The organism is Paraburkholderia sp. J10-1, assembly GCF_905220165.1.
GTDB lineage: Bacteria > Pseudomonadota > Gammaproteobacteria > Burkholderiales > Burkholderiaceae > Paraburkholderia.
The window spans coordinates 125,250-144,849 of record NZ_CAJMYW010000014.1; the positions used below are offsets into that span (position 1 = coordinate 125,250).

The following is a 19,600-nucleotide window of genomic DNA, read 5'->3' on the forward strand; positions in this document are numbered from 1 at the left end:
GCTATGGCTCGCCTGCCAGCTGCGCGTCGGGATAATTTTCGCCCGGTGCGCATTGCGCGCGATCAAGCACATCCTTCTACCGGCTGCGTGGAGAGCGCGAATATGAAAAAGACAATGGACGCGTTTCAGGCCGATTTGCTGAAACCGGTGCGTCAGACGAAAGCCGGCACAGCGCGCGTCACGCGCGGCCAACCCACCGCCGCCTCGCTCGCGCGTGCAAGTGCCGGACTCTCGCAAAGCGCCTTCGCTGCGCTGCTGGGCGTTTCCACGCGTACGCTACAGGACTGGGAGCAAGGCCGGCGCCAGCCGACGGGCGCCGCGCAAACCCTGTTGCGCCTGGCCGTGGCGCACCCTGAAGCCTTGCGGGCGCTGCAAAGCGCCTGAAGACGGCGGCCCAATGGGGGGCGTGCTCGCGAGGCAACGCTTCGCCACGGCGCGCCGCGCCTTGCCAGCGCGCGCCACCCGCCGTGTGCGTCGCGCCGCTTACTTCTTCTCTTGCTCGTCGTCCGCGGGTGCACCCTGTGCCGGTGCCGCCGCGCCGCCCGGCGTCACGGGCTTGAACGGGAAGCTACTGAACATGTTCTTCGCCTGGTTCTGCATCTGCTCCTGCATTTGCACGAACATGTTCTTCGACTGCTCGATGTAGCTCGTCATCATGCCCTGCATCATCGGCGCCTGCATGTTCATGAACTGCGACCAGACCTCGGGGTTCATCGCGTTGCCTTCGTAAAGGCTCTTCGACTGATCCGCGAGCTTGTTCTGGATGTCGATGAACGCCTGGATGTTCTTTTCCAGGTAGGTGCCCATCATGCCCTGCATCGCATGGCCGTAGAAACGGATGATCTGCGACAGCATCGACGACGAGAACATCGGCAGACCGCCGCTTTCCTCTTCGAGAATGATCTGCAGCAAGATGCTGCGCGTCAGATCCTCGTTGGTCTTCGCGTCGATGACCTTGAACTCTTCCTGCTCCAGCACGAGTTGCTTCACGTCCGTCAACGTGATGTACGTGCTCGTCTCCGTGTCGTACAGCCGACGATTCGGATACTTCTTGATGAGACGTTCGGCGGTTTTCTTTGTAGTCGTCATGTGTCGCCCTTGTTAGCGCCAACGCGCGACGGCCGTTGCCGTCGCGCGTTGGTCTAGCCCGGAAACGGCCTGCCCCGGTGAGCAAACAGGCCCGCTGCCGTCCTCGATCCCAGCTTGGCGCGCTCCCTGCAAGCGCGCTGCGCTCGGGATCAGCCCATGTGCAACCCGCCATTCAGCGAGAAGTCAGCACCGGTTGCAAAGCCTGACTCGTCGGACGCGAGCCACGCCACGATCGACGCGATTTCCTCGGGTGCGCCGAGGCGGCGCACGGGAATCGTCGCGACGATCTTTTCCAGCACGTCGGGACGGATGGATTTCACCATGTCCGTGCCGATATAGCCCGGCGAAACGGTGTTGACCGTCACGCCCTTGGTCGCCACTTCCTGAGCCAACGCCATGGTGAAGCCGTGAATGCCGGCCTTGGCCGTGGAATAGTTGGTCTGGCCGAACTGACCCTTCTGGCCGTTCACCGACGAGATGTTGATGATGCGGCCCCAGCCGCGCTCGACCATGCCGTCGATCACCTGCTTCGTCACGTTGAAGAGGCTCGTGAGATTGGTGTCGATCACGGCCGTCCAGTCTTCGCGCGTCATCTTGCGGAACACCACGTCGCGCGTGATGCCGGCGTTGTTCACGAGCACATCGATTTCGCCGACTTCGGCCTTGATCTTGTCGAATGCCTGGCGCGTCGAATCCCAATCGCCCACGTTGCCTTCCGAGGCGATGAAGTCGTAACCGAGCGCCTTCTGGTCTTCCAGCCATTTCACGCGGCGCGGCGAATTCGGGCCGCAGCCGGCGATCACCGTGAAGCCCTGCTTGGCGAGGCGCTGGCAAATGCCGGTCCCGATGCCGCCCATCCCGCCCGTTACATACGCAATACGCTCTGACATAAACCACACTCCATTATCGTTTTCCTGGCGCGCCCTTCGACGGCCCTGGCCTCGCTCCTTCCCGCTGCCACCACCCGCGCCACGCGTTGCTCGCAGCGCCGGGGCGAACCGCTAGCCGCTGCTAACAGCGCCCCCCGGCAATCGCATGTAGCGCTATCAAGCGCGCTCGAGCGCGAGCGCCACGCCCATGCCGCCGCCGATGCACAGCGAGGCGAGACCGCGCTTCGCATCGCGGCGCTGCATTTCGTGCAGCAGCGTCACGAGAATCCGGCAGCCCGACGCGCCGATCGGGTGACCGATCGCAATCGCCCCGCCGTTCACGTTGATCTTCGACGTGTCCCAGCCCATCTGCTTGTTCACGGCCAGCGCCTGCGCGGCAAAGGCCTCGTTGATCTCCATGAGATCGAGGTCGTTCACCGACCAGCCCGCGCGCTCCAGCGCACGCTTTGAGGCCGGCACCGGGCCCATGCCCATGATCTTCGGGTCCACACCGCCGCTTGCATACGCCTTGATGCGCGCGAGCGGCGTGAGGCCCAGCGCTTCGGCCTTCTTCGCCGACATCACCACGACCGCGGCCGCGCCGTCGTTCAGGCCCGAGGCGTTGGCCGCCGTCACCGTGCCTTCCTTGTTGAACGCCGGCTTCAGGCCCGCGAGCGACTCAGCCGTCACGCCGTGGCGCACGAACTCGTCGGTCGCGAACTGCAGCGGCTCGCCCTTGCGCTGCGGAATCGCCACCGGCACGATTTCCGCGTCGAAGCGGCCCGCCTTCTGCGCCGCTTCGGCCTTGTTCTGCGAAAGCGCCGCAAACGCGTCCTGCTCCTCGCGCGTGATGCCGTATTCCTTCGCGACGTTTTCCGCCGTCACGCCCATGTGGTACTGGTTGTACACGTCCCACAGGCCGTCGACGATCATGCTGTCGATCAGCTTCGCATCGCCCATGCGGAAGCCGTCGCGCGAGCCCGGCAGCACGTGCGGCGCGGCGCTCATGTTTTCCTGGCCGCCGGCCACGACGATGTCCGAGTCGCCCGCGATGATCGCGTTCGCAGCCAGCATCACGGCCTTCAGGCCCGAGCCGCACACCTTGTTGATCGTCATGGCGGGAACGGCCGTGGGCAGGCCCGCCTTGATCGACGCCTGGCGCGCCACGTTCTGGCCCGAACCGGCGGTCAGCACCTGACCCATGATCACGTCGCTCACCTGCTCCGGCTTCACGCCTGCGCGCTCGAGCGCAGCCTTGATGACGATCGCACCCAGGTCGGGCGCCGCCACCTTCGCGAGCGAACCGCCGAATTTGCCAACTGCCGTACGTGCGGCCGAAACGATCACAATGTCAGTCATTTCCAGATCCTCCGGGCGGCTTGAAGGCGCGCCATGCGCCCCGCCCGTCAAGTTGTTAATCCGAATTCCGCAGCAAGCGGATCAAGCGCTCGAATCGCTTCGATCGTTTCAATCGCGTTGCTGCACATAACGCCCCGGCGCCGGCTCGATCTCGGGGAATTCCGCCGAGCCGGCTTGCGCACGCGGCTTCACCTTCTTGCCGCCGTACTGCTCGAGCCATTCGGCCCAGGTCGGCCACCAGCTGCCGGGTTTCTCCTCGGCGGCGGCGAACCAGTCGTCGGCGTCTTCCGGCAAATGCTTCGCGTCGGCCTCGATGCTCCAGAAGCTGCGCTTGTTCTTCGACGCCGGGTTGATCACGCCCGCAATATGCCCCGACGCGCCAAGCACGAATTTCAACGGCCCGGACAGCAGCGGCACCGAAGCGTAAGCCGTGCGCCAGGGCACGATGTGATCCTCGCGCGAGCCGTAGATGAACGTCGGCACGTCGACGCGCGAAAGATCCACTTCCTCGCCGCACACCGTGAGCGCACCGGGCTCGCGCAGCTTGTTTTCCAAGTACGTATTGCGCAGGTACCACGCGTACATGGGCCCCGGCAGGCTCGTCGAGTCGCTGTTCCAGAACAGCAGGTCGAACGGCGCGGGCGTACGTCCCTTCAGGTAATTGTCGACGACGTAGTTCCAGACCAGATCGTTGGGCCGCAGGAACGAGAACGTGTTGGCGAACTCGACGCCGCGCATGAGGCCCGGCGTGCCGCCATTCTTGCCGCCGATGGTCTGCTCGCGCATCTGCACGTGGGCTTCGTCGACGAACACGTCGAGCACGCCCGTGTCGCCGAAGTCGAGCATCGCGGTGAGCAGCGTCATGGACGAAGCGGGATGTTCGCCGCGCGCCGCAGCCACGGCCAGCGCCGTAGCGAGCAGCGTGCCGCCCACGCAGAAGCCGAGCGTGTTGATCTGCTCGCGCTCGCTGATGCTGCGCGTCGTCTCGATCGCTGTGAGCACCCCCTCTTCGATGTAGTCGTCCCAGGAGCGGTCCGCGATCGACGCGTCACCGTTGTGCCAGGAGACGAGAAACACCTGCTGCCCCTGCTCGAGCGCATATGCAACGAGCGAATTCTCGGGCTGCAGGTCGAGGATGTAGTACTTGTTGATGCACGGCGGCACGATCAAGAGCGGCCGCTCGCGCACGGTGGCCGTGCGCGGCTTGTACTGGATCAGCTGGAAGAGCGCGTTCTCGAACACGACCGAGCCTTCGGTGGTCGCGAGGTTGCGGCCCACCACGAAGCGCGATTCGTCGGTTTGCGAGATCTTGCCGCGCGACATGTCGCCGAGCAGGTTCATGACACCCTGGCGCAGGCTCTCGCCGTGCGTCTCGAGCAAGGCGCTTTGCGCGTCGGGATTGAGCGCGAGGAAATTGCTGGGCGAGGCTGCCGCGGTCCACTGCTGCACGGCGAAGCGAATGCGCTCGCGCGTTTTCGGATCGGTATCGATCGCGTCGACGAGTTCATGCAGGTAGCGCGCGTTGAGCAGATACCATGCCGCCGTGAACGCGTACGCGGGCGTTGCCTTCCAGGCGTCGGAGCTAAAGCGCCGGTCCTTGAGTTCGGGCGCTTTGGGCGTGGTGTCGGTGGCCTGGCGCAGCAAGTCGAGCGCGTCGCGCGAATATTCCGCCTGCAGATGCTGCAGCCGTGTAGGTTCGATCGACGCCGTAGGAAGCTTGAAACCTTCGAACGGGTTCGCGCCGCCGAAGGGATTGCCTGCAGCGAAGGGGTTACCCGCAGCGAAGGGGTTACCCGCAGCGAAGGGGTTACCCGCAGCGAAGGGGTTACCCGCAGCGAAGGGGTTGCTCGACGCACCGTTGCCCGCCGACGGCCACCAGTTGGCAGCCAGTCCCGCAAAAGGTGCTTGCTGCGCCGCGCCGCCCGTTTGCTGCGCAGCATTCAGGGCGCTCTTCCAGGCGTTCGTCCACGCGTCGAGATAGTGCTGCATGCCTGCTGCGTCGGGGGCGAAAGGCGGATTGCCGCGCGTTGCACCATCAGTTGAAGCGCCCGAGCCCGGGGCAGTCTTGGAACGTTGAGATGCCGTCATGCCTGCTTTTGACCGATGTGTCCCGAAGGACTGGTTGAGAGGCAGGTGGTACGCATACGGGCGCCGTTGCGGCGCTCGTCACGACCTGTCCCGTGGGTGAGGGACATTCTTGCTCCCCATTGCAAAGCGTGTCAATGCTTGTGCCCGATTTTGCCGCGCTGCGATATTTTTTTAATTATCGTTTTCCCGATGTAATCAATTGTTTAACTGTCGCGACATATCGTTGTGCGGTCTGGCGCACAAAAATCCGCCGTGGCGGCAAGCGCTTGCAGTGCAATGCGGCAGATAGGGATTCGATGCGCGCTGGGTGGCACATGGCGCTTTGCGGGAATCGCTGCATCGCAACAAATCATCGTCCGGTTCACGACGCGCCGCCGCGTTGCGTCACGGCGGCGCGGTGCGGCAAAGTCAGGGGTGAAGCCAGATCAACGCGGCCATGCGGCCGGTGACGCGATCGCGCCGGTACGAGTAGAAACGCTCGCGCAGCGTAACCGTGCACATGTCGCCGCCGCTGACGTGGCGCACCCCGAGCGTAGCGAGGCGCAGCCGCGCGAGTGCGGGAAGATTGGCGAGGTATTTTCCGCTTGCCTCGGGGCGCGCGACGAAAGCCGCCGCGGTGGCCGCGCGGTGCGCGTCGCGTTGTGCCGCATCGACATGCTCCACATGAGTCATGAACGCGTCACGCACGTCTGCACCGACCTCGAAGGCCGTGGGCCCGATGGCGGGGCCGAGATAGGCGTGGAGGTCTGCAGTCGCACAGCCTGCGAGCGCGGCGACGCGCTCGGCGGTGCGCTCGATGACGCCCGCAGCCAGCCCGCGCCAACCCGCGTGCGCGGCGCCTACGGCGCGGCCCTCGCCATCGCACAGCAGGACGGGCATGCAGTCGGCCACCATCACCGTGCAGGCGATGCCGGGCTCGGCGGTGACGCTCGCGTCGGCTTCGAGCGGCGCGCCCTTGCGCGCGGCGGCAAGCGCGGCTGCGGCGTCGACCACGACGGGACCGTGAATCTGCTTGAGCCACGCGGCAGGCGCGCCCGCATGCGCGAGCAGCCGTTCGCGGTTCGCCTCGACGTGCGCGAGATCGTCGCCGGAGCCGCGGCCCAGATTCAAGCCGCCGGGAAGATCGATGCCCTCACCGCTTTCACCGCCCTGCGCCGCCTGCCAACGACCGAATGGCGGCTCGCTCACGCCGCCGTTACGCGTCGTGACCAGCGCGCGCACACGCGGCGAAACCTGCCAGTCGGGATGCAACACATCGTCGGACGTCAGTTCCGGGCGGGTCGTCATGCGTGCTTGTCCTCGTCTTGCGAATCGTCTTCGTCGTCTTCGTAATCGTCTTCGTCGCTGCCGATCACGTAGCCTTCGTCGGTGTAGGCGCTGTCGAACATGTCTTCATCGAAGCCGACTTCGTCCTCGTCTTCTTTGCCGCCGAAGCCAAGCGCCTCGATCAGCGCGTCGAGGTCGTCGGGCACCTCGGCGCGCCATTGCATCGCGCGGCCCGTGACCGGATGAACGAGGCCGAGGCGCCACGCATGCAGCGCCTGGCGCGCAAAGCCGTCGGGCAGCGCCGCGACCGAGCGCTTGCCGCGCGCGTGGCCATACACGGGATCGCCCAGCAAAGGATGGCCGACATGCGCGCAGTGCACGCGAATCTGGTGCGTGCGCCCCGTTTCCAGATCGCAATGAATGGCGCTCACGGGCTGGTTGTGCCAGAGCGTCTTGTCGATACGCCGGAAGTGCGTGCGCGCGGGCTTGCCCGAAGCACCCTTCACCACCGCCATGCGCGTGCGCTCGCGCGGGTCGCGGCCGATCGGCGCGTCGATGGTGCCTTCGTCGGCCATGTTGCCCCACACGAGCGCGAGATAGCGGCGCTTGACCGTGCGCGCCTGCAGCTGGCGCACGAGGTCGGTTTGCGCCTGCAGCGTGCGCGCGACGACCATCAGCCCGGACGTTTCCTTGTCGAGCCGATGGACGATGCCGGCGCGCGGCAGCCCCGCCGCCGCTTCGCCATAGCGATGCAGGAGGCCGTTGAGGAGCGTGCCGCTCCAGTTGCCCGCCGCCGGATGCACGACGAGCCCGGCGGGCTTGTTGATGACCACGATGGCGTCGTCTTCATAGACGATGTCGAGCGGCACCGGCTCGGGCGTGAACGCAAGCTGCTCGGGCAGGAGGTCCGGCACGAGTTCGATGGTCGCGCCGAGCGGCACCGGCTGGCGCACCTTGGCCGGCTTGCCGTCCACGCGCACGCGCTGCTCCTCGATCCAGCCCTGCAAACGGCTGCGTGAAAATTCCGGAAATACTTTGGCGAGCACCTTGTCGAGGCGCTCGCCCGCGAGCTCATCAGGCACCTGAATCGAACGCGGGGCCTCGTCGGCGCGCGCACGCGGGGTGCGACCGGCGCCCTCGCCTGCGAGTTCGTCGTCGAACGCCTCACTGGCGGCTGCGTCATCGGGTGCATCGCCCAGGCTATAATCGCTGATGCTGTTTTGGGCGCCGGGAGCGCCGGCCCCCGGAATAACTGTACGGGTCATTGAGTCTGGGTCACCTGTGGACCTGAAGCTGGACTGGATAAATGCGAGCCTTGAACACGATTACGAAACTGGCCCAACACGCGGTGGACCGAAACGCAATGCGCGCGGCGCGAGCAAACCTGCTCGGCAAGATTGGCAACGTCGTTCGCCTGGCTGTCTGCGGCGCGGCTATCGCCGTCGTCGCGGCCTGCCACGGCCTGCCGGAAAAGACCGACGAAACGGCAGCGTGGAACAACAACAAATTATATACGGAGGCCCAGGATGCGCTCTCCGGCGGCGACTGGGGCAAGTGCGCGAAATATTTTGAAGCACTTCAGGGCCGCGACCCGTTCGGCCACTTCGCCCAGCAGGCGCAGATCAACGTAGCCTACTGCAACTGGAAGGACAACGAGAACGACGCCGCCGACCAGGCGATCAACCGCTTCATCCAGCTGCACCCGGATCACCCGGACGTCGCCTACGCGTACTACCTCAAGGGCATGATCCACTTCAACGACGACCTGGGTCTGTTCGGCCGCTTCTCGGGCCAGGACATGAGCGAGCGCGACCCGAAGTCGCTGCGCGAGTCGTATGACGCATTCAAGGTCGTGGTCGACAAGTATCCGCAGAGCAAGTACGCCCCGGACGCCGCCCAGCGCATGCGTTACATCGTGAACGCGCTCGCTTCGCACGAAGTACATGCGGCCGACTACTACTACCGCCGTGGCGCCTATGTGGCGGCCATCAACCGCGCGCAGCTCGCGATCCAGGACTACAAGAGCGCGCCGGCGATTGAAGACGCGCTGCATATCATGATCCTGTCGTATCAGAAGCTCGATCAGCCGCAGCTCGCCGAAGACACGCGCCGCGTGCTCGCCGGCACCTTCCCGGACAGCCCGTACATCACCGGTCACGCGCGCCCTGGCAAGGAAGACAAGTCCTGGTGGCAGATCTGGTGATCGCCGCGCCTCTGCATTGAGGCCGCGCAGGAAAGCAAAACGCCACGGTTTTCCGTGGCGTTTTTTTATTTCTGCGGCGGCGCAGGCTTCGCGCCTGCGCCGCGCTGACATCCTCAATCGCGCTCGAACAGCGCGATCGACTCCACGTGCGACGTGTGCGGGAACATGTTGACCACGCCCGCACCCTTGAGCCGGTAGCCGGCCTCGTTGACGAGCACGCCCGCATCGCGTGCGAGCGTTGCGGGGCTGCACGACACGTAGACGATGCGCTTAGGCAGCGGGCCATTGCCGCTCTGCGCGATTTCCGCGAGCGCCTGGGAAACGGCGAACGCGCCTTCGCGCGGCGGGTCGACGAGGAACTTGTCGAAGTGGCCGAGTGCGCGCATGTCGTCCGCGGTGACTTCGAACAGGTTGCGGCATGCAAACGACGTATGCCCGTCCACGCCGTTGGCGCGCGCATTTTCCAGTGCACGGGCCGTCAGCGTGTCGCTGCCTTCGATCCCCACCACTTCGCGCGCGAGACGCGCGAGCGGCAGCGTGAAGTTGCCGATGCCGCAGAACAGATCGAGCACGCGGTCGCGCGGCTCCGGCGCGAGCAGACGCAGCGCGCGGCCCACCAGCACGCGGTTGATCTGGTGATTGACCTGCGTGAAGTCCGTGGGCTTGAACGGCATGCGAATGCCGAACTCGGGCAGCGTGTAGTCCAGTTCCTTGTCGAGCGGATAGAACGGGAACACGGTGTCCGGGCCCTTCGGCTGCAGCCAGAACTGAACGTTGTGCGCGTCGGCGAACGCGCGCAGCAGGTCTTCGTCGGCGGCTGTGAGCGGCTCGAGAATGCGCAGCACGAGCGCCGTCACACTCGAACCCACGGCGAGTTCGATCTGCGGCATGCGATCGCAAATCGACAGCTGCCCTACGAGATGGCGCAGCGGCACGAGCATCGCCGAGACGTTCGGCGGCAGCACTTCGCAGCTCGTCATGTCGGCCACATAGCTGCTCTTCTTTTCGTGGAAACCGACCAGCACGCCACCCTTCTTCGGCACGTTGCGCACCGTGAGGCGCGCGCGATAGCGGTAGCCCCACGACGGCCCGTGAATCGGCCGGAACATCGTCTCCGAACGCACCTTCGAAAGGTGCATGAGGTTGTCCTCGAGCACGCGCTGCTTGACGGCGATCTGGGCGCGCACGTCGAGGTGCTGCATCGAGCAGCCGCCGCAGGTGCCGAAGAACGCGCACTGCGGCTTCGTGCGAATCGCGCTCTCACGCAGCACGCTCACCACTTGCGCCTGTTCGAACGTGGGCTTCTTGCGGTAGCTCGAGTAGGTCACGCGCTCGCCCGGCAGCGCGCCCTCGACGAAGATCACCTTGCCGGGCTCGCCTGTCTCGGTGACGGTGCGGCCAACGCCGCGCGCCTCCATGTCGAGCGACTCGATCTCGAGAATGGGGGCATGAGCGACCGAGGCTTCGATGGCGGCGCGTTTTTCGGCGCGGCGCTCGCGCTTGCTGCGCTTTTTCGTGGGCGTGGGCGGCATGGGCTCGGCCTGAGCAGGCTCGGCTTGAGGGTCGGGGGCAGCTTGAGACACCAGCGGATTCCTGACTGACGATGAGTCAATTGTGGGCGAAGGCGAGATTGTAGTCGAAGTCTGCGCCCGCGCTCCGGCGCTGCTGTTTTCGAACTTGTCCGATCGTGCTCGCTGCCCCCCGTCACTACGATGATTCCTGAGGCGTGATAAGCCCCACTCACGCGAAGGAATCGTCAACATGTCTGCCCTCGTCTTCCTGCAATCGTTCGCGCTTTTGCTTGTCGCACTCGGCGCCGCCACCGTCGCCGAACCGCTGGCTTCCAGACGCGCAAGCACGCACCGCCGGCTGCTGCTCGGCGTTGCCAACCTCGCGATCCCCATCGCGCTGTTCGCGTTGCTGCTGTTCGGCCTGCGCATTCTGTTCGACTGATGCAGCTCGATCAGACGCTTTCAGAATCGTCCCATAGATTGACGCCGGTTGCGGCGGCAAGGATATCCACCCCTTCACCAACGGAACCGAAGTGAGCAAGCTACCTCTTTGTGCGCTCGTCGCAACGACGCTCGTGGGCCTCGCGGCGTGCGGCCCGACCATCCAGCCCGATCAACTCGTCGCCTCCATCCAGCCGGGCATGACGCAAAGCGATGTCTACAAGCGTATGGGGCCGCCCGATCGCGGCTACCAGACCAACGGCCTCGACTGTTTCCAGTACGACCTCGGCAAATACGATCTCGGCAGCGCCCGCAACGTGCCGTTCTCCGTGTATTTCGACCGCAGCAACCATGTTGCCGGCACGACGCGCGCCGCGTGTCAGGGTCGCCGGATCTAACGTCAATACGCTCGAGCGAGCGACGCCACTGCGTGCACACGCCTACCCGTGCCAGCGGGCGGGCGAACAGCGTTTCGCACCCGATATTCTTCATACAACACGGCAGGAGAAACCAGGCTAGGGTTACACGTGCGGGAACCGCCGCCGCGCCATGCGAGGAGCGTGCCGATGAAACTGGTCAGCTGGAATGTGCAGTGGGGCCGCGACGCTTCTGGCGCCGTCGATCTCGCGCGCACGGTGCGCGAGGCGCGGCATCTTGCCGACTTCGACGTGCTATGCCTGCAGGAAATCACACGCGGGTTCCGGGCGCTGCCGGGCGGTCCAGGCGACGATCAGTTCGCCGAACTCCGGGCGCTGCTGCCAGGCTTTGCGGTCATCGAGGCAATCGGCGCCGACTTGCCTGCGCACCTTGACCCACCAGGCTCCCGTCAAGACGCGGCGCCGATGCCGCGCCGCCAGTTCGGCAACGCGCTCGCCGCGCGCTTGCCCGTCGCGCAGGTGTTTCGCCACGCCCTGCCGTGGCCCGCCGACTCTGCCGCGCCCTCAATGCAGCGTGTCGTGCTCGAAGCTGTGCTCGACGCGCCGGGCGGCGCGCTGCGCGTACTGACCACGCATCTGGAGTTCTACTCGCTGCGCCAACGGCTCGCGCAAGTGGACGAGTTGCGGCGCCTGCAGCAGGAAGCCGCCGATCACGCGGCGCATCCCGCGCCCGCCGAAAACGATGCGGGGCCGTTCGCCCGCACCGCGCGCCCCGTCTCGGCGATCGTGTGCGGCGACTTCAACAGCGCATGGGGCAGCGAGGCGTACACACGCATGCTCGAGCCGCTCGCGGGCAGCCCCGCCTTTATCGACGCGTGGACCGCGCTGCACGCCGGCGCGACGCCGCCGCCCACGGCCGGCGTCTATGACACGAAGCAATGGTCGGACGGCCCGCTTGCGTGCGACTTCGTCTTTGTCACGGCGGATTTGCGCCCACGCCTGCGAAGCTGCGAAATCGACGGCGCGACCCAGGCTTCGGATCATCAGCCGATCGTGCTCGAACTAGGCTAAGGGGTAATCGGCCGGCTGCGCGCTCAGCCGACAAACGCTTCGAGGTACTCGCCCCAATGCGGTGCGGTTTCGGCGGCGAGCGACTGCTTCACAAACTCAATCTCATCCGCATATTCGCGCTCTGTGAAACCGCCGCGCATCATCTGAAACCGGCAATAGAGCAGATACGTGTTGACCACGTCGGTCTCGCAGTAGTTGCGGATCTCCTCGATGCGGCCTTCCTGAAATGCAGTCCACACCTGCCCGCCGTCCATCCCGAGCTTGCCCGGAAAACCACAGAGCTTCGCGAGCGCGTCGAGCGGCGCATTCGCCCGCGGCTGGTACATCGCGAGCAGGTCCATCAGGTCAGTGTGGCGCGTGTGGTAGCGGCTGATGTAGTTGTTCCACTTGAACTCTCGGTCCGCGTCGCCCATTTCCCAGTAGCGCACCGCGCGAATGCTGTGCACGAGCGCGCGATAGTGCAGCACCGGCAAGTCGAAGCCGCCGCCGTTCCACGAAACGAGCTGCGGCGAGTACTTCTCGATTGTGCGGTAGAACGAATCGATCAGGCGCGCTTCGCCGTCTTCGGGCGTGCCGAGCGAGCGCACGCGAAAGCCCTGCCCGTCGCGGAACACACACGAGATCGCGGCGACGCGCTGCAGATGATGCGGCAGAAAATCGCTGCCGGTTTTCTCGCGGCGCGCAGCGAAGGCGTGTTCGGCCACTTCGGTGTCGGTGAGCGTGGCGGGCAGATCTTCGAGACGGCGAATGCCGTCGACATCGGGAATCGTCTCGATGTCGAATACGAGTACAGGAACTGTCATTCAGATGGACTGCGAGGGTTTAGAGAACGGCGTCCTTGCGCACGCCGTTCGATGCGAAAAAGCGCTTGAGACGCACCAGCGCTTCCTGCTGGATCTGCCGCACGCGCTCGCGAGTGAGGCCCATCTCGTCGGCCAGCTCTTCGAGCGTGGCGGGCTCGATATGATTCAGCCCGAAGCGCCGTTCGATGACGTGGCGATGCTTATCGGATAAACGCCCGAGCCACGCGCGTGTAAGCGTTTCCAGCTCGCGGTGCTGCACTTCGGCATCGGGCGACTGGCTCTGGTCGTCCGAAAGCAGGTCGAGCAGGCTGCTGGCCGGGTCGAGGTCGAGCGGCGCGTCGAGCGAAGCCGTGTGTTCGTTGAGCGCGAGAATGTCGGTGACCTCATCGGTGGTCTTGCCGGTGAGATAGGCGATGTCGTCGATGCTCGCGTCACGCCGCTCCGAGGCCGAGTCGGCGTTGAGCGAATTCTTCTCCAGATGCCGCTTCGCGCGCAGTACCTGGTTGAGCTCGCGAATCACGTGCACCGGCAAGCGCACGGTGCGCGCCTGGTTCATGATGGCGCGCTCGATGCTCTGGCGGATCCACCAGGTCGCATACGTCGAGAAACGGAAGCCGCGCGTGGGATCGAACTTCTCGATCGCGTGCATGAGGCCGAGGTTGCCCTCCTCGATCAAGTCGAGCAGCGGCACACCGCGATTGAGATAACCCTTGGCAATGCTGACGACGAGGCGCAGATTGCGCTCGATCATGACCTGACGCGCCTCGAACTCGCCGGCCTTGGCGAGACGCGAGTAGCGCTGCTCCTCCTCGACAGTGAGGAGCGGCTTCACGCTGATCCGGTTCAGATAATGCTGGATGGTGTCGGCCGTGAGTTCGGCCTGCAGCATGGCACGGAAATCGTCGGCGTCGGGTGCGGCTTCGGCCGTTTCGGCGCCCTCGCCCGAGCCGCCTTCGTCGGCCGGGGAATCGCGCTCTTCACGTTCCTCGCGCTCGTCGCGCTCCTCGAAATCGCGGCCGCCGTCGAGGTCGGGCGACGTGTCGTCGTCGCCCGCCTGCGCGCCGTCCTCCACCGAAACCTGGGCGGCTTGGCTGTCAGACTCGGATTGCTGCAGACGGCGCTTCGATTTCGGCATGGTCGGCTCGCTTTTATTGCGGCGGCAAGTACTTCAGTGGGTCGACGGGCTTACCCTGACGGCGTACTTCGAAATGCAGCATCACCCGGTCCGAGTCGGTATTGCCCATTTCGGCGATCTTCTGACCTTTGGTGACCGCATCCCCTTCTTTTACCATCAAAGTCCGGTTGTGTGCATACGCGGTCAAGAACGTCGCGTCATGCTTGATGATAATGAGATTGCCGTAACCGCGCAGCCCATTTCCGGCATAAACCACGCGCCCATCGCCAGCAGCCTTGACAGGATCGCCCGGCGCACCGCCGATATTGATGCCCTTGTTCTTCGTATCGTCGAAGCCGTTGAGCACCGGACCACGCACCGGCCACGCAAGCGCGATGTTGCCACTTGGCGCCGCGGCCATATCACCGCCGCTTGCACCCGGCTGCGGCGGCACGGCCGCCGTAGGCGCCGATGCATTCGCACCCGGACCGTAGAGCGGCGGCTGCGCAGGCGAGCCTGCTGCCGCTGCGCCCGGTGCAGCACCCACACCCGGAACCGGCGCGGTCACAACGCCCGGCGTGTACGCCGACGGATTCGCACCCGGCGGCACGACGCGCAACAACTGATCCACCTCGATCTGATTCGGATTGGTGAGATTGTTCCACGTCGCGATGTCGCGATAATTCTGGCCGTTTTCGAGCGCAATCCTATAGAGAGTATCGCCCGGCTTCACCCGGTAGTATCCCGGAGGCGGCGGCCCGAGCGGCACCGGAGGCTGCGCGGCCGCCGTGCCGAGCGGCGCGGTGCGGTCCACCACAGGTGCCTGATCGAGTCGCGTGGCGCATGCGGCCAGAAGGCAGAGCGCGACGACCGCGGTGCCGCGCTGGGCTGCGATCAGCGTGGCTGCGGGCAGGTCGACATTCGGGCGGTTTCTTTTGATCGCGCGCAACATACTCATCGGATTCAGATCACTCCAGATTTTAAGGGGACAAAGAAAACGCGATCCAGGCGTGACTCCCGCCACTGCGCCGGCCCCGTGCGCTCCACGAGCGTGAGGACCTGCGTCGCTTCGCCGGCGGCACTCTGCGTGCCGGACACCGCCACGGGCGCCACGAGCTTCCCGCCGATGGCGAGTTGCTCAAGCAGCGCCTGCGGCACGTCGAAGCCGGCGGCGGCGATCACGATCGCGTCGAACGGCGCCGCCGACGGCAAACCGAGCCGTCCGTCGCCGTAGTGCAAGCGGATATTCGGGATACGCAGCGGACGAAGATTCGTCTTCGCGCGCTCGTATAACGGCTTGATGCGTTCAATGGAATACACGTCGCGCGCAATCTGGCTCAGCACGGCGGCCTGATAGCCGCAGCCGGTGCCGATTTCCAGCACGCGCTCCAGCACACGGCCTGCGCCCGCGAGTTCGAGCATGCGCGCGACCACGGAAGGCTTCGAGATGGTCTGGTGATGACCGATCGGCAACGCCGCATCTTCGTAGGCCTGGGTAGCCAGACCCGGGTCGATGAACATGTGGCGCGGCACGGCCGCGAGCGCCTGGAGCACGCGCGCATCGGCAATGCCGTTTGCACGCAGGCGTTCGACCATGCGTTCGCGTACGCGTTCCGAAGTCAGTGCATGCGCGCCGTTGAGCGCAACGCCAGGCGCGCCCGTGACGGTGACGGCCGGACGCGGCGCACTCGCACCACCCGGCATTGCGGCGCGTGGCGCGGCCGCGCTGCCAGCAGGATGCGCTGGCTTGATCGAACCTGCCGGCTTCGCGACCATTGGCTTCGCATTGACCGCCTTCGCAGGCGGCGCCTTGAACGGTGCGTTTGCGTTGGACTTCGCAACGGCCGGCGTGCCGACCTTCGTGCCCGGCTTCGCGAGCGCGCCGACGCCCGGTTTCGAGGCGCTGCTGTTGCCCGCGCCCGCGAGCGGCGTGCGTGCGTCGCCCGGGCGCGTGTCGCGCCGGCGCGGCTCGCGCACGAGATCCGCAAGCCCGAGCGGAAAACGCTTCGTGCGCTCGCCCGTCATGAAACGCTGCCGCCCTTGCGCGCCCAGTCGTGCGTCGCGGACAGCATCTGCGTATGGGTGAGATCGAGTTGCAGCGGCGTGATCGACACGTGGCCGTTCGACACCGCGTGGAAGTCCGTGCCCTCGCTCGCGTCGCGCGCGCTGCCCGACGGCCCGATCCAGTAGATCGGCTCGCCGCGCGGGTTGGTCTCGCGGATCACGGGCTGCGAAGGATGACGCTTGCCGAGGCGCGTGACGCGCCAATCGCCCAGTTCGTCGTACGGCCGGTTCGGGATGTTGACGTTCAGCAGCGGATGACCCGGCAACGGGTTCGCGAGGTAATGCGCAACGATTTCGGCCGCAACGCGCGCAGCGGAATCGAGGTGCACCCAGTCCTTGTCGACGAGCGAAAACGCGATGGCGGGTATGCCGAACATGATGCCTTCGGTCGCCGCAGCCACGGTGCCCGAGTACAGCGTGTCCTCGCCCATGTTCTGGCCGTTGTTGATGCCGGAGACCACGAGGTCGGGCTGCTGGTCGAGCATGCCCGTGAGCGCGATGTGCACCGAGTCGGTGGGCGTGCCGTTCACGTAGTAGAAGCCGGTGCTCGCCGATCGCAACACCGACAGCGGGCGCCACAGCGTAAGCGAGTTCGATGCGGCGCTGCAGTTCTGCTCGGGCGCCATGACCGTGACTTCGCCGAGCGGCTTGAGCGCTTCATAGAGCGCGGCCAGGCCGGGGGCGAGATAACCGTCGTCGTTGCTGAGTAGTATTCGCATCGAGCGATTGTAACCGAGGAAAGAAGGCACGCGAACGACAGCCCGGCCCTTGCGGCAGCACGCGTTGGGCCTTGAGTCGAACGTCGAATCGCTTGCCGATCCGGGACGCATTCGCATTCGCGCTACGCCTGGAAAGACACGTGTCAACGATACGAAATAAATCGCACGATCGTTCGCATCAAGACGGATTGCCGTACACTGTCCTGCTGTAGCGAATCCATGACCGATGCAACTGAAAGCAACCGAACCGGATCAAGACAGGAGACACGATGCGCGCAATCCGCTGCAACCAGTACGGCCCGCCCGACTCGCTCACGCTCGAAGACTCGCCCGACCTGGTGCCGGGCCCGGGCCAGGTGGTGATCGACGTGAAGGCCGCGGCCGTCAACTTCCCCGACGTGCTCATCATCGAAAACAAGTATCAGATGAAGCCGCCGCTGCCCTTCACGCCGGGCGCCGAACTCGCAGGCGTGGTGCGCGCCGCGGGCGAAGGCGTGAAGCTCGCGCCGGGCACGCGCGTGGTGGCGTACGTGGGCACGGGTGCGTTCGCCGAACAGGCGCTTGCGGATGCATCGGCGTGCGTGGCGTTGCCGGAGGGCGCCGACTTCGCGACGGCCGCCGCCTTCACGCTTGCGTATGGCACGTCGCACCACGCCGTGGTCGATCGCGCCGCGCTGCGCGCAGGCGAAACGATGCTCGTGCTCGGCGCCGCGGGCGGCGTGGGGCTTGCTGCGGTGGAGATCGGCAAGGTGCTCGGCGCGCGCGTGATCGCGGCGGCCTCGAGCGAGGAGAAGCTCGAAGTCTGCCGCCGCTTCGGTGCGGACGCCACCATCAACTACAGCACCGAGGACTTGCGCGAGCGCGTCAAGGCGCTCACCGACGGCAAGGGCCCCGACGTGATCTATGACCCGGTGGGCGGCGAGTATGCCGAGCCGGCGTTTCGCAGCATCGGCTGGCGCGGGCGCTATCTCGTCGTGGGTTTCGCGAATGGCGAGATTCCAAGGCTGCCGCTCAATCTCGCGCTGCTCAAGGGCGCGAGCCTCGTCGGCGTGTTCTGGGGCGATTTCGCGCGCCGCGAGCCGCAGCACAACGCGGCAGCGTTCGCGCAAATGGTCGGTTGGATCGGCGAAGGCAAGCTCAAGCCGTACGTCTCGAAGCGCTATAAGCTCGCCGATACAGCGCAAGCACTCAAGGACATGGCTTCGCGCAAGGTGACAGGCAAGATCGTGATCGAGCCCTGAGCGTTGCCTGCAACGCGGCAAGTAAAACGAAAACGGCCCGCGATGTGCGAGCCGTTTTGCATGATGCCAGCCGACCTAGACGATTTGTTGCTCGCGCAACCGGGCGATGTGGTCCGCGTCATAGCCCAAGGCTTGCAGGACTTCATCGGTATGCTCGCCGAGCGCGGGTCCAAGCCAGCGCGTGTCGCCAGGCGTTGCCGAGAGCTTGGGCGTGACCGAAGGCAGCGCGATATCCACGCCCTCGCCTTCCTTCGCACCCGGCGCCTGCCAGCGGAACTGCTGAATCATCTGGCGTGCCGCGAACTGCGGATCGGCGAACATGTCAGCCACACTGTAGATGCGGCCCACGGGCACGTCGGCGGCGTTGAGCACGTCGAGTGCTTCGTTGATGGTGCGCGTGGAAAGCCACGCCGCGATGGCACCATCGATCTCCGCCGTGCGCGGCACGCGGCCGTCGTTGTGTGCAAGTTGCGGATCATTCGCGAGGTCCGCGCGCTCGATTGCCATCATCAGGCGCCTGAAGATCGGATCGCTGTTGCCGCCGATCACGATGCTGCCATCCCGGCACGGATACGTATTCGACGGCACGATACCCGGCAGCGACGCGCCGGTGCGCTCGCGCACCATGCCGTACACACCGTACTCGGGTACGACGCTCTCCATCATGTTGAACACGGCCTCATAGAGCGCGACATCGACGATCTGGCCGCTGCCGCCGTTCATGTTGCGGTGATGCAGCGCCATCATCGCGCCGATCACGCCGTGCAAAGCCGCGATCGAGTCGCCGATCGAAATGCCGATGCGCGGCGGCGGCAGCTCGGGATAGCCGGTGATGTGACGCAGACCGCCCATCGATTCGGCGATCGCGCCGAAGCCCGGGCGGTCGCGGTACGGGCCCGTCTGGCCGTAGCCAGAGAGCCGCACCATCACGAGACCGGGATTCTCCTTCGAGAGCACGTCGTAGCCGAGCCCGAGCTTTTCGAGCAGGCCAGGCCGGAAGTTCTCGATGACGATATCGGCTTCCTTCGCGAGGCGCCGCACGATCTCCTTGCCCTCTTCGGCTTTGAGATTGACCGTAACCGACTTCTTGTTGCGCGCCTGCACGGCCCACCAGAGCGACGTGCCCCCCGCTTCCGGATAGAGCTTGCGCCATTTGCGCAGCGGGTCGCCGCCCTTGGGGTCTTCGATCTTGATCACTTCGGCGCCGAACTCGCCGAGAAAGCGCGCGGCGAAGGGGCCGGCGATCAGCGTGCCGAGTTCGAGGACTTTCACGCCCGCAAGCGGTCCCGTACCTTTGGCTGCGGATGCGTTCGATTGTGAATCGGCGGAATTGGGGGAAGCAGCGGCTGCGCTCATGGTGTCTCCTGTCGTTCTGTTCGGCTAAC

19 protein-coding genes are annotated in these 19,600 nt (G+C 65.5%); 6 read left to right on the top strand and 13 right to left on the bottom strand.

Annotated elements, in window-relative coordinates; translation table 11 throughout:
* The first annotated feature begins 102 nt into the window (after positions 1 to 102).
* Positions 103 to 384 (top strand): helix-turn-helix domain-containing protein, encoded by a 282-nt coding sequence (locus U5A65_RS31780; RefSeq protein ID WP_321948846.1) that lies wholly within the window; start codon positions 103 to 105, stop codon positions 382 to 384.
* A 99-nt stretch (positions 385 to 483) separates the two neighbouring features.
* Here U5A65_RS31780 and phaR read toward each other — a convergent pair whose 3' ends face one another.
* From phaR to U5A65_RS31810, 6 genes are all read right to left on the bottom strand, one after another.
* A complete protein-coding gene (gene phaR / locus U5A65_RS31785; RefSeq protein ID WP_321914781.1) occupies positions 484 to 1,089 on the bottom strand; it encodes a polyhydroxyalkanoate synthesis repressor PhaR in 606 nt (201 codons plus the stop codon).
* A 149-nt stretch (positions 1,090 to 1,238) separates the two neighbouring features.
* Complete coding sequence (locus U5A65_RS31790) at positions 1,239 to 1,979, bottom strand: 3-ketoacyl-ACP reductase (protein WP_321914780.1); 741 nt, start codon at positions 1,977 to 1,979, stop codon at positions 1,239 to 1,241.
* A gap of 156 nt (positions 1,980 to 2,135) precedes the next feature.
* Complete coding sequence (locus tag U5A65_RS31795) at positions 2,136 to 3,317, bottom strand: acetyl-CoA C-acetyltransferase (protein WP_321948847.1); 1,182 nt, start codon at positions 3,315 to 3,317, stop codon at positions 2,136 to 2,138.
* Positions 3,318 to 3,425: 108 nt separating this feature from the next.
* A complete protein-coding gene (gene phaC / locus U5A65_RS31800; protein WP_415765970.1) occupies positions 3,426 to 5,405 on the bottom strand; it encodes a class I poly(R)-hydroxyalkanoic acid synthase in 1,980 nt (659 codons plus the stop codon).
* A 408-nt stretch (positions 5,406 to 5,813) separates the two neighbouring features.
* Positions 5,814 to 6,692, bottom strand: coding sequence for a peptidoglycan editing factor PgeF (gene pgeF, locus U5A65_RS31805; RefSeq protein WP_321948849.1), 879 nt, complete (start codon positions 6,690 to 6,692; stop codon positions 5,814 to 5,816).
* A complete protein-coding gene (locus tag U5A65_RS31810; protein ID WP_321948850.1) occupies positions 6,689 to 7,936 on the bottom strand; it encodes an RluA family pseudouridine synthase in 1,248 nt (415 codons plus the stop codon). The genes pgeF and U5A65_RS31810 overlap by 4 nt, the downstream gene beginning before the upstream one ends.
* Positions 7,937 to 8,034: 98 nt before the next feature.
* Here U5A65_RS31810 and U5A65_RS31815 point away from each other — a divergent pair, with 98 nt between their 5' ends.
* Entirely contained in the window at positions 8,035 to 8,874 is an 840-nt protein-coding gene (locus U5A65_RS31815) for an outer membrane protein assembly factor BamD (RefSeq protein ID WP_415765986.1), read from the top strand.
* A 113-nt stretch (positions 8,875 to 8,987) separates the two neighbouring features.
* On the opposite strand, the gene rlmD is transcribed toward U5A65_RS31815, so the two are convergent.
* Positions 8,988 to 10,406, bottom strand: coding sequence for a 23S rRNA (uracil(1939)-C(5))-methyltransferase RlmD (gene rlmD / locus U5A65_RS31820; protein WP_321948868.1), 1,419 nt, complete (start codon positions 10,404 to 10,406; stop codon positions 8,988 to 8,990).
* A gap of 229 nt (positions 10,407 to 10,635) precedes the next feature.
* On the opposite strand from rlmD, the gene U5A65_RS31825 reads away from it, so the two are divergent.
* The 3 genes from U5A65_RS31825 to U5A65_RS31835 all read left to right on the top strand — a co-directional run bounded on the left by U5A65_RS31825 (position 10,636) and on the right by U5A65_RS31835 (position 12,274).
* Entirely contained in the window at positions 10,636 to 10,827 is a 192-nt protein-coding gene (locus tag U5A65_RS31825) for a hypothetical protein (protein ID WP_321917175.1), read from the top strand.
* Between the two features lie 91 nt (positions 10,828 to 10,918).
* The gene (locus U5A65_RS31830) at positions 10,919 to 11,224 is read left to right on the top strand and encodes a hypothetical protein (RefSeq protein WP_321917177.1); all 306 of its coding nucleotides are present in this window, start codon (positions 10,919 to 10,921) and stop codon (positions 11,222 to 11,224) included.
* 168 nt (positions 11,225 to 11,392) lie between these two features.
* On the top strand, positions 11,393 to 12,274 hold the full coding sequence (locus U5A65_RS31835) for an endonuclease/exonuclease/phosphatase family protein (RefSeq protein ID WP_321948851.1): 882 nt from the start codon (positions 11,393 to 11,395) through the stop codon (positions 12,272 to 12,274).
* Between the two features lie 23 nt (positions 12,275 to 12,297).
* On the opposite strand, the gene U5A65_RS31840 is transcribed toward U5A65_RS31835, so the two are convergent.
* From U5A65_RS31840 to surE, 5 genes are read right to left on the bottom strand one after another with little or no spacing between them, the layout of a single operon-like run.
* Positions 12,298 to 13,077 (bottom strand): 3'-5' exonuclease, encoded by a 780-nt coding sequence (locus tag U5A65_RS31840; protein WP_321948852.1) that lies wholly within the window; start codon positions 13,075 to 13,077, stop codon positions 12,298 to 12,300.
* 19 nt (positions 13,078 to 13,096) lie between these two features.
* Positions 13,097 to 14,212: an RNA polymerase sigma factor RpoS gene (rpoS, locus tag U5A65_RS31845; RefSeq protein ID WP_321917182.1), complete on the bottom strand. Its 1,116-nt coding sequence runs from the start codon at positions 14,210 to 14,212 to the stop codon at positions 13,097 to 13,099.
* A gap of 13 nt (positions 14,213 to 14,225) precedes the next feature.
* Positions 14,226 to 15,149, bottom strand: a complete 924-nt coding sequence (locus U5A65_RS31850) for a peptidoglycan DD-metalloendopeptidase family protein (protein ID WP_321917185.1) — start codon at positions 15,147 to 15,149, stop codon at positions 14,226 to 14,228.
* A 5-nt stretch (positions 15,150 to 15,154) separates the two neighbouring features.
* Positions 15,155 to 16,216 (bottom strand): protein-L-isoaspartate(D-aspartate) O-methyltransferase, encoded by a 1,062-nt coding sequence (locus tag U5A65_RS31855; RefSeq protein ID WP_321948853.1) that lies wholly within the window; start codon positions 16,214 to 16,216, stop codon positions 15,155 to 15,157.
* Complete coding sequence (surE, locus tag U5A65_RS31860; RefSeq protein WP_321917188.1) at positions 16,213 to 16,974, bottom strand: 5'/3'-nucleotidase SurE; 762 nt, start codon at positions 16,972 to 16,974, stop codon at positions 16,213 to 16,215. The genes U5A65_RS31855 and surE overlap by 4 nt, the downstream gene beginning before the upstream one ends.
* Positions 16,975 to 17,243: 269 nt before the next feature.
* Between surE and U5A65_RS31865 the strand changes: the two genes are divergently transcribed.
* Positions 17,244 to 18,215: an NADPH:quinone oxidoreductase family protein gene (locus tag U5A65_RS31865; protein WP_233881626.1), complete on the top strand. Its 972-nt coding sequence runs from the start codon at positions 17,244 to 17,246 to the stop codon at positions 18,213 to 18,215.
* Positions 18,216 to 18,290: 75 nt separating this feature from the next.
* Here the strand turns inward: U5A65_RS31865 and U5A65_RS31870 are convergent, their stop codons facing one another.
* On the bottom strand, positions 18,291 to 19,571 hold the full coding sequence (locus U5A65_RS31870; RefSeq protein WP_321948854.1) for a CaiB/BaiF CoA-transferase family protein: 1,281 nt from the start codon (positions 19,569 to 19,571) through the stop codon (positions 18,291 to 18,293).
* Positions 19,572 to 19,600: the final 29 nt, after the last annotated feature.

What these genes read in the sequence shown, in the direction of transcription:
- U5A65_RS31780 (WP_321948846.1), top strand. Translation starts at nt 103, where the DNA reads ATGAAAAAGACAATGGACGCGTTTCAGGCCGATTTGCTGAAACCGGTG.
- phaR (WP_321914781.1), bottom strand. Translation starts at nt 1,089, where the DNA reads ATGACGACTACAAAGAAAACCGCCGAACGTCTCATCAAGAAGTATCCG.
- U5A65_RS31790 (WP_321914780.1), bottom strand. Translation starts at nt 1,979, where the DNA reads ATGTCAGAGCGTATTGCGTATGTAACGGGCGGGATGGGCGGCATCGGG.
- U5A65_RS31795 (WP_321948847.1), bottom strand. Translation starts at nt 3,317, where the DNA reads ATGACTGACATTGTGATCGTTTCGGCCGCACGTACGGCAGTTGGCAAA.
- phaC (WP_415765970.1), bottom strand. Translation starts at nt 5,405, where the DNA reads ATGACGGCATCTCAACGTTCCAAGACTGCCCCGGGCTCGGGCGCTTCA.
- pgeF (WP_321948849.1), bottom strand. Translation starts at nt 6,692, where the DNA reads ATGACGACCCGCCCGGAACTGACGTCCGACGATGTGTTGCATCCCGAC.
- U5A65_RS31810 (WP_321948850.1), bottom strand. Translation starts at nt 7,936, where the DNA reads ATGACCCGTACAGTTATTCCGGGGGCCGGCGCTCCCGGCGCCCAAAAC.
- U5A65_RS31815 (WP_415765986.1), top strand. Translation starts at nt 8,035, where the DNA reads ATGCGCGCGGCGCGAGCAAACCTGCTCGGCAAGATTGGCAACGTCGTT.
- rlmD (WP_321948868.1), bottom strand. Translation starts at nt 10,406, where the DNA reads ATGCCGCCCACGCCCACGAAAAAGCGCAGCAAGCGCGAGCGCCGCGCC.
- U5A65_RS31825 (WP_321917175.1), top strand. Translation starts at nt 10,636, where the DNA reads ATGTCTGCCCTCGTCTTCCTGCAATCGTTCGCGCTTTTGCTTGTCGCA.
- U5A65_RS31835 (WP_321948851.1), top strand. Translation starts at nt 11,393, where the DNA reads ATGAAACTGGTCAGCTGGAATGTGCAGTGGGGCCGCGACGCTTCTGGC.
- U5A65_RS31840 (WP_321948852.1), bottom strand. Translation starts at nt 13,077, where the DNA reads ATGACAGTTCCTGTACTCGTATTCGACATCGAGACGATTCCCGATGTC.
- rpoS (WP_321917182.1), bottom strand. Translation starts at nt 14,212, where the DNA reads ATGCCGAAATCGAAGCGCCGTCTGCAGCAATCCGAGTCTGACAGCCAA.
- U5A65_RS31850 (WP_321917185.1), bottom strand. Translation starts at nt 15,149, where the DNA reads ATGAGTATGTTGCGCGCGATCAAAAGAAACCGCCCGAATGTCGACCTG.
- U5A65_RS31855 (WP_321948853.1), bottom strand. Translation starts at nt 16,216, where the DNA reads ATGACGGGCGAGCGCACGAAGCGTTTTCCGCTCGGGCTTGCGGATCTC.
- surE (WP_321917188.1), bottom strand. Translation starts at nt 16,974, where the DNA reads ATGCGAATACTACTCAGCAACGACGACGGTTATCTCGCCCCCGGCCTG.
- U5A65_RS31865 (WP_233881626.1), top strand. Translation starts at nt 17,244, where the DNA reads ATGCGCGCAATCCGCTGCAACCAGTACGGCCCGCCCGACTCGCTCACG.
- U5A65_RS31870 (WP_321948854.1), bottom strand. Translation starts at nt 19,571, where the DNA reads ATGAGCGCAGCCGCTGCTTCCCCCAATTCCGCCGATTCACAATCGAAC.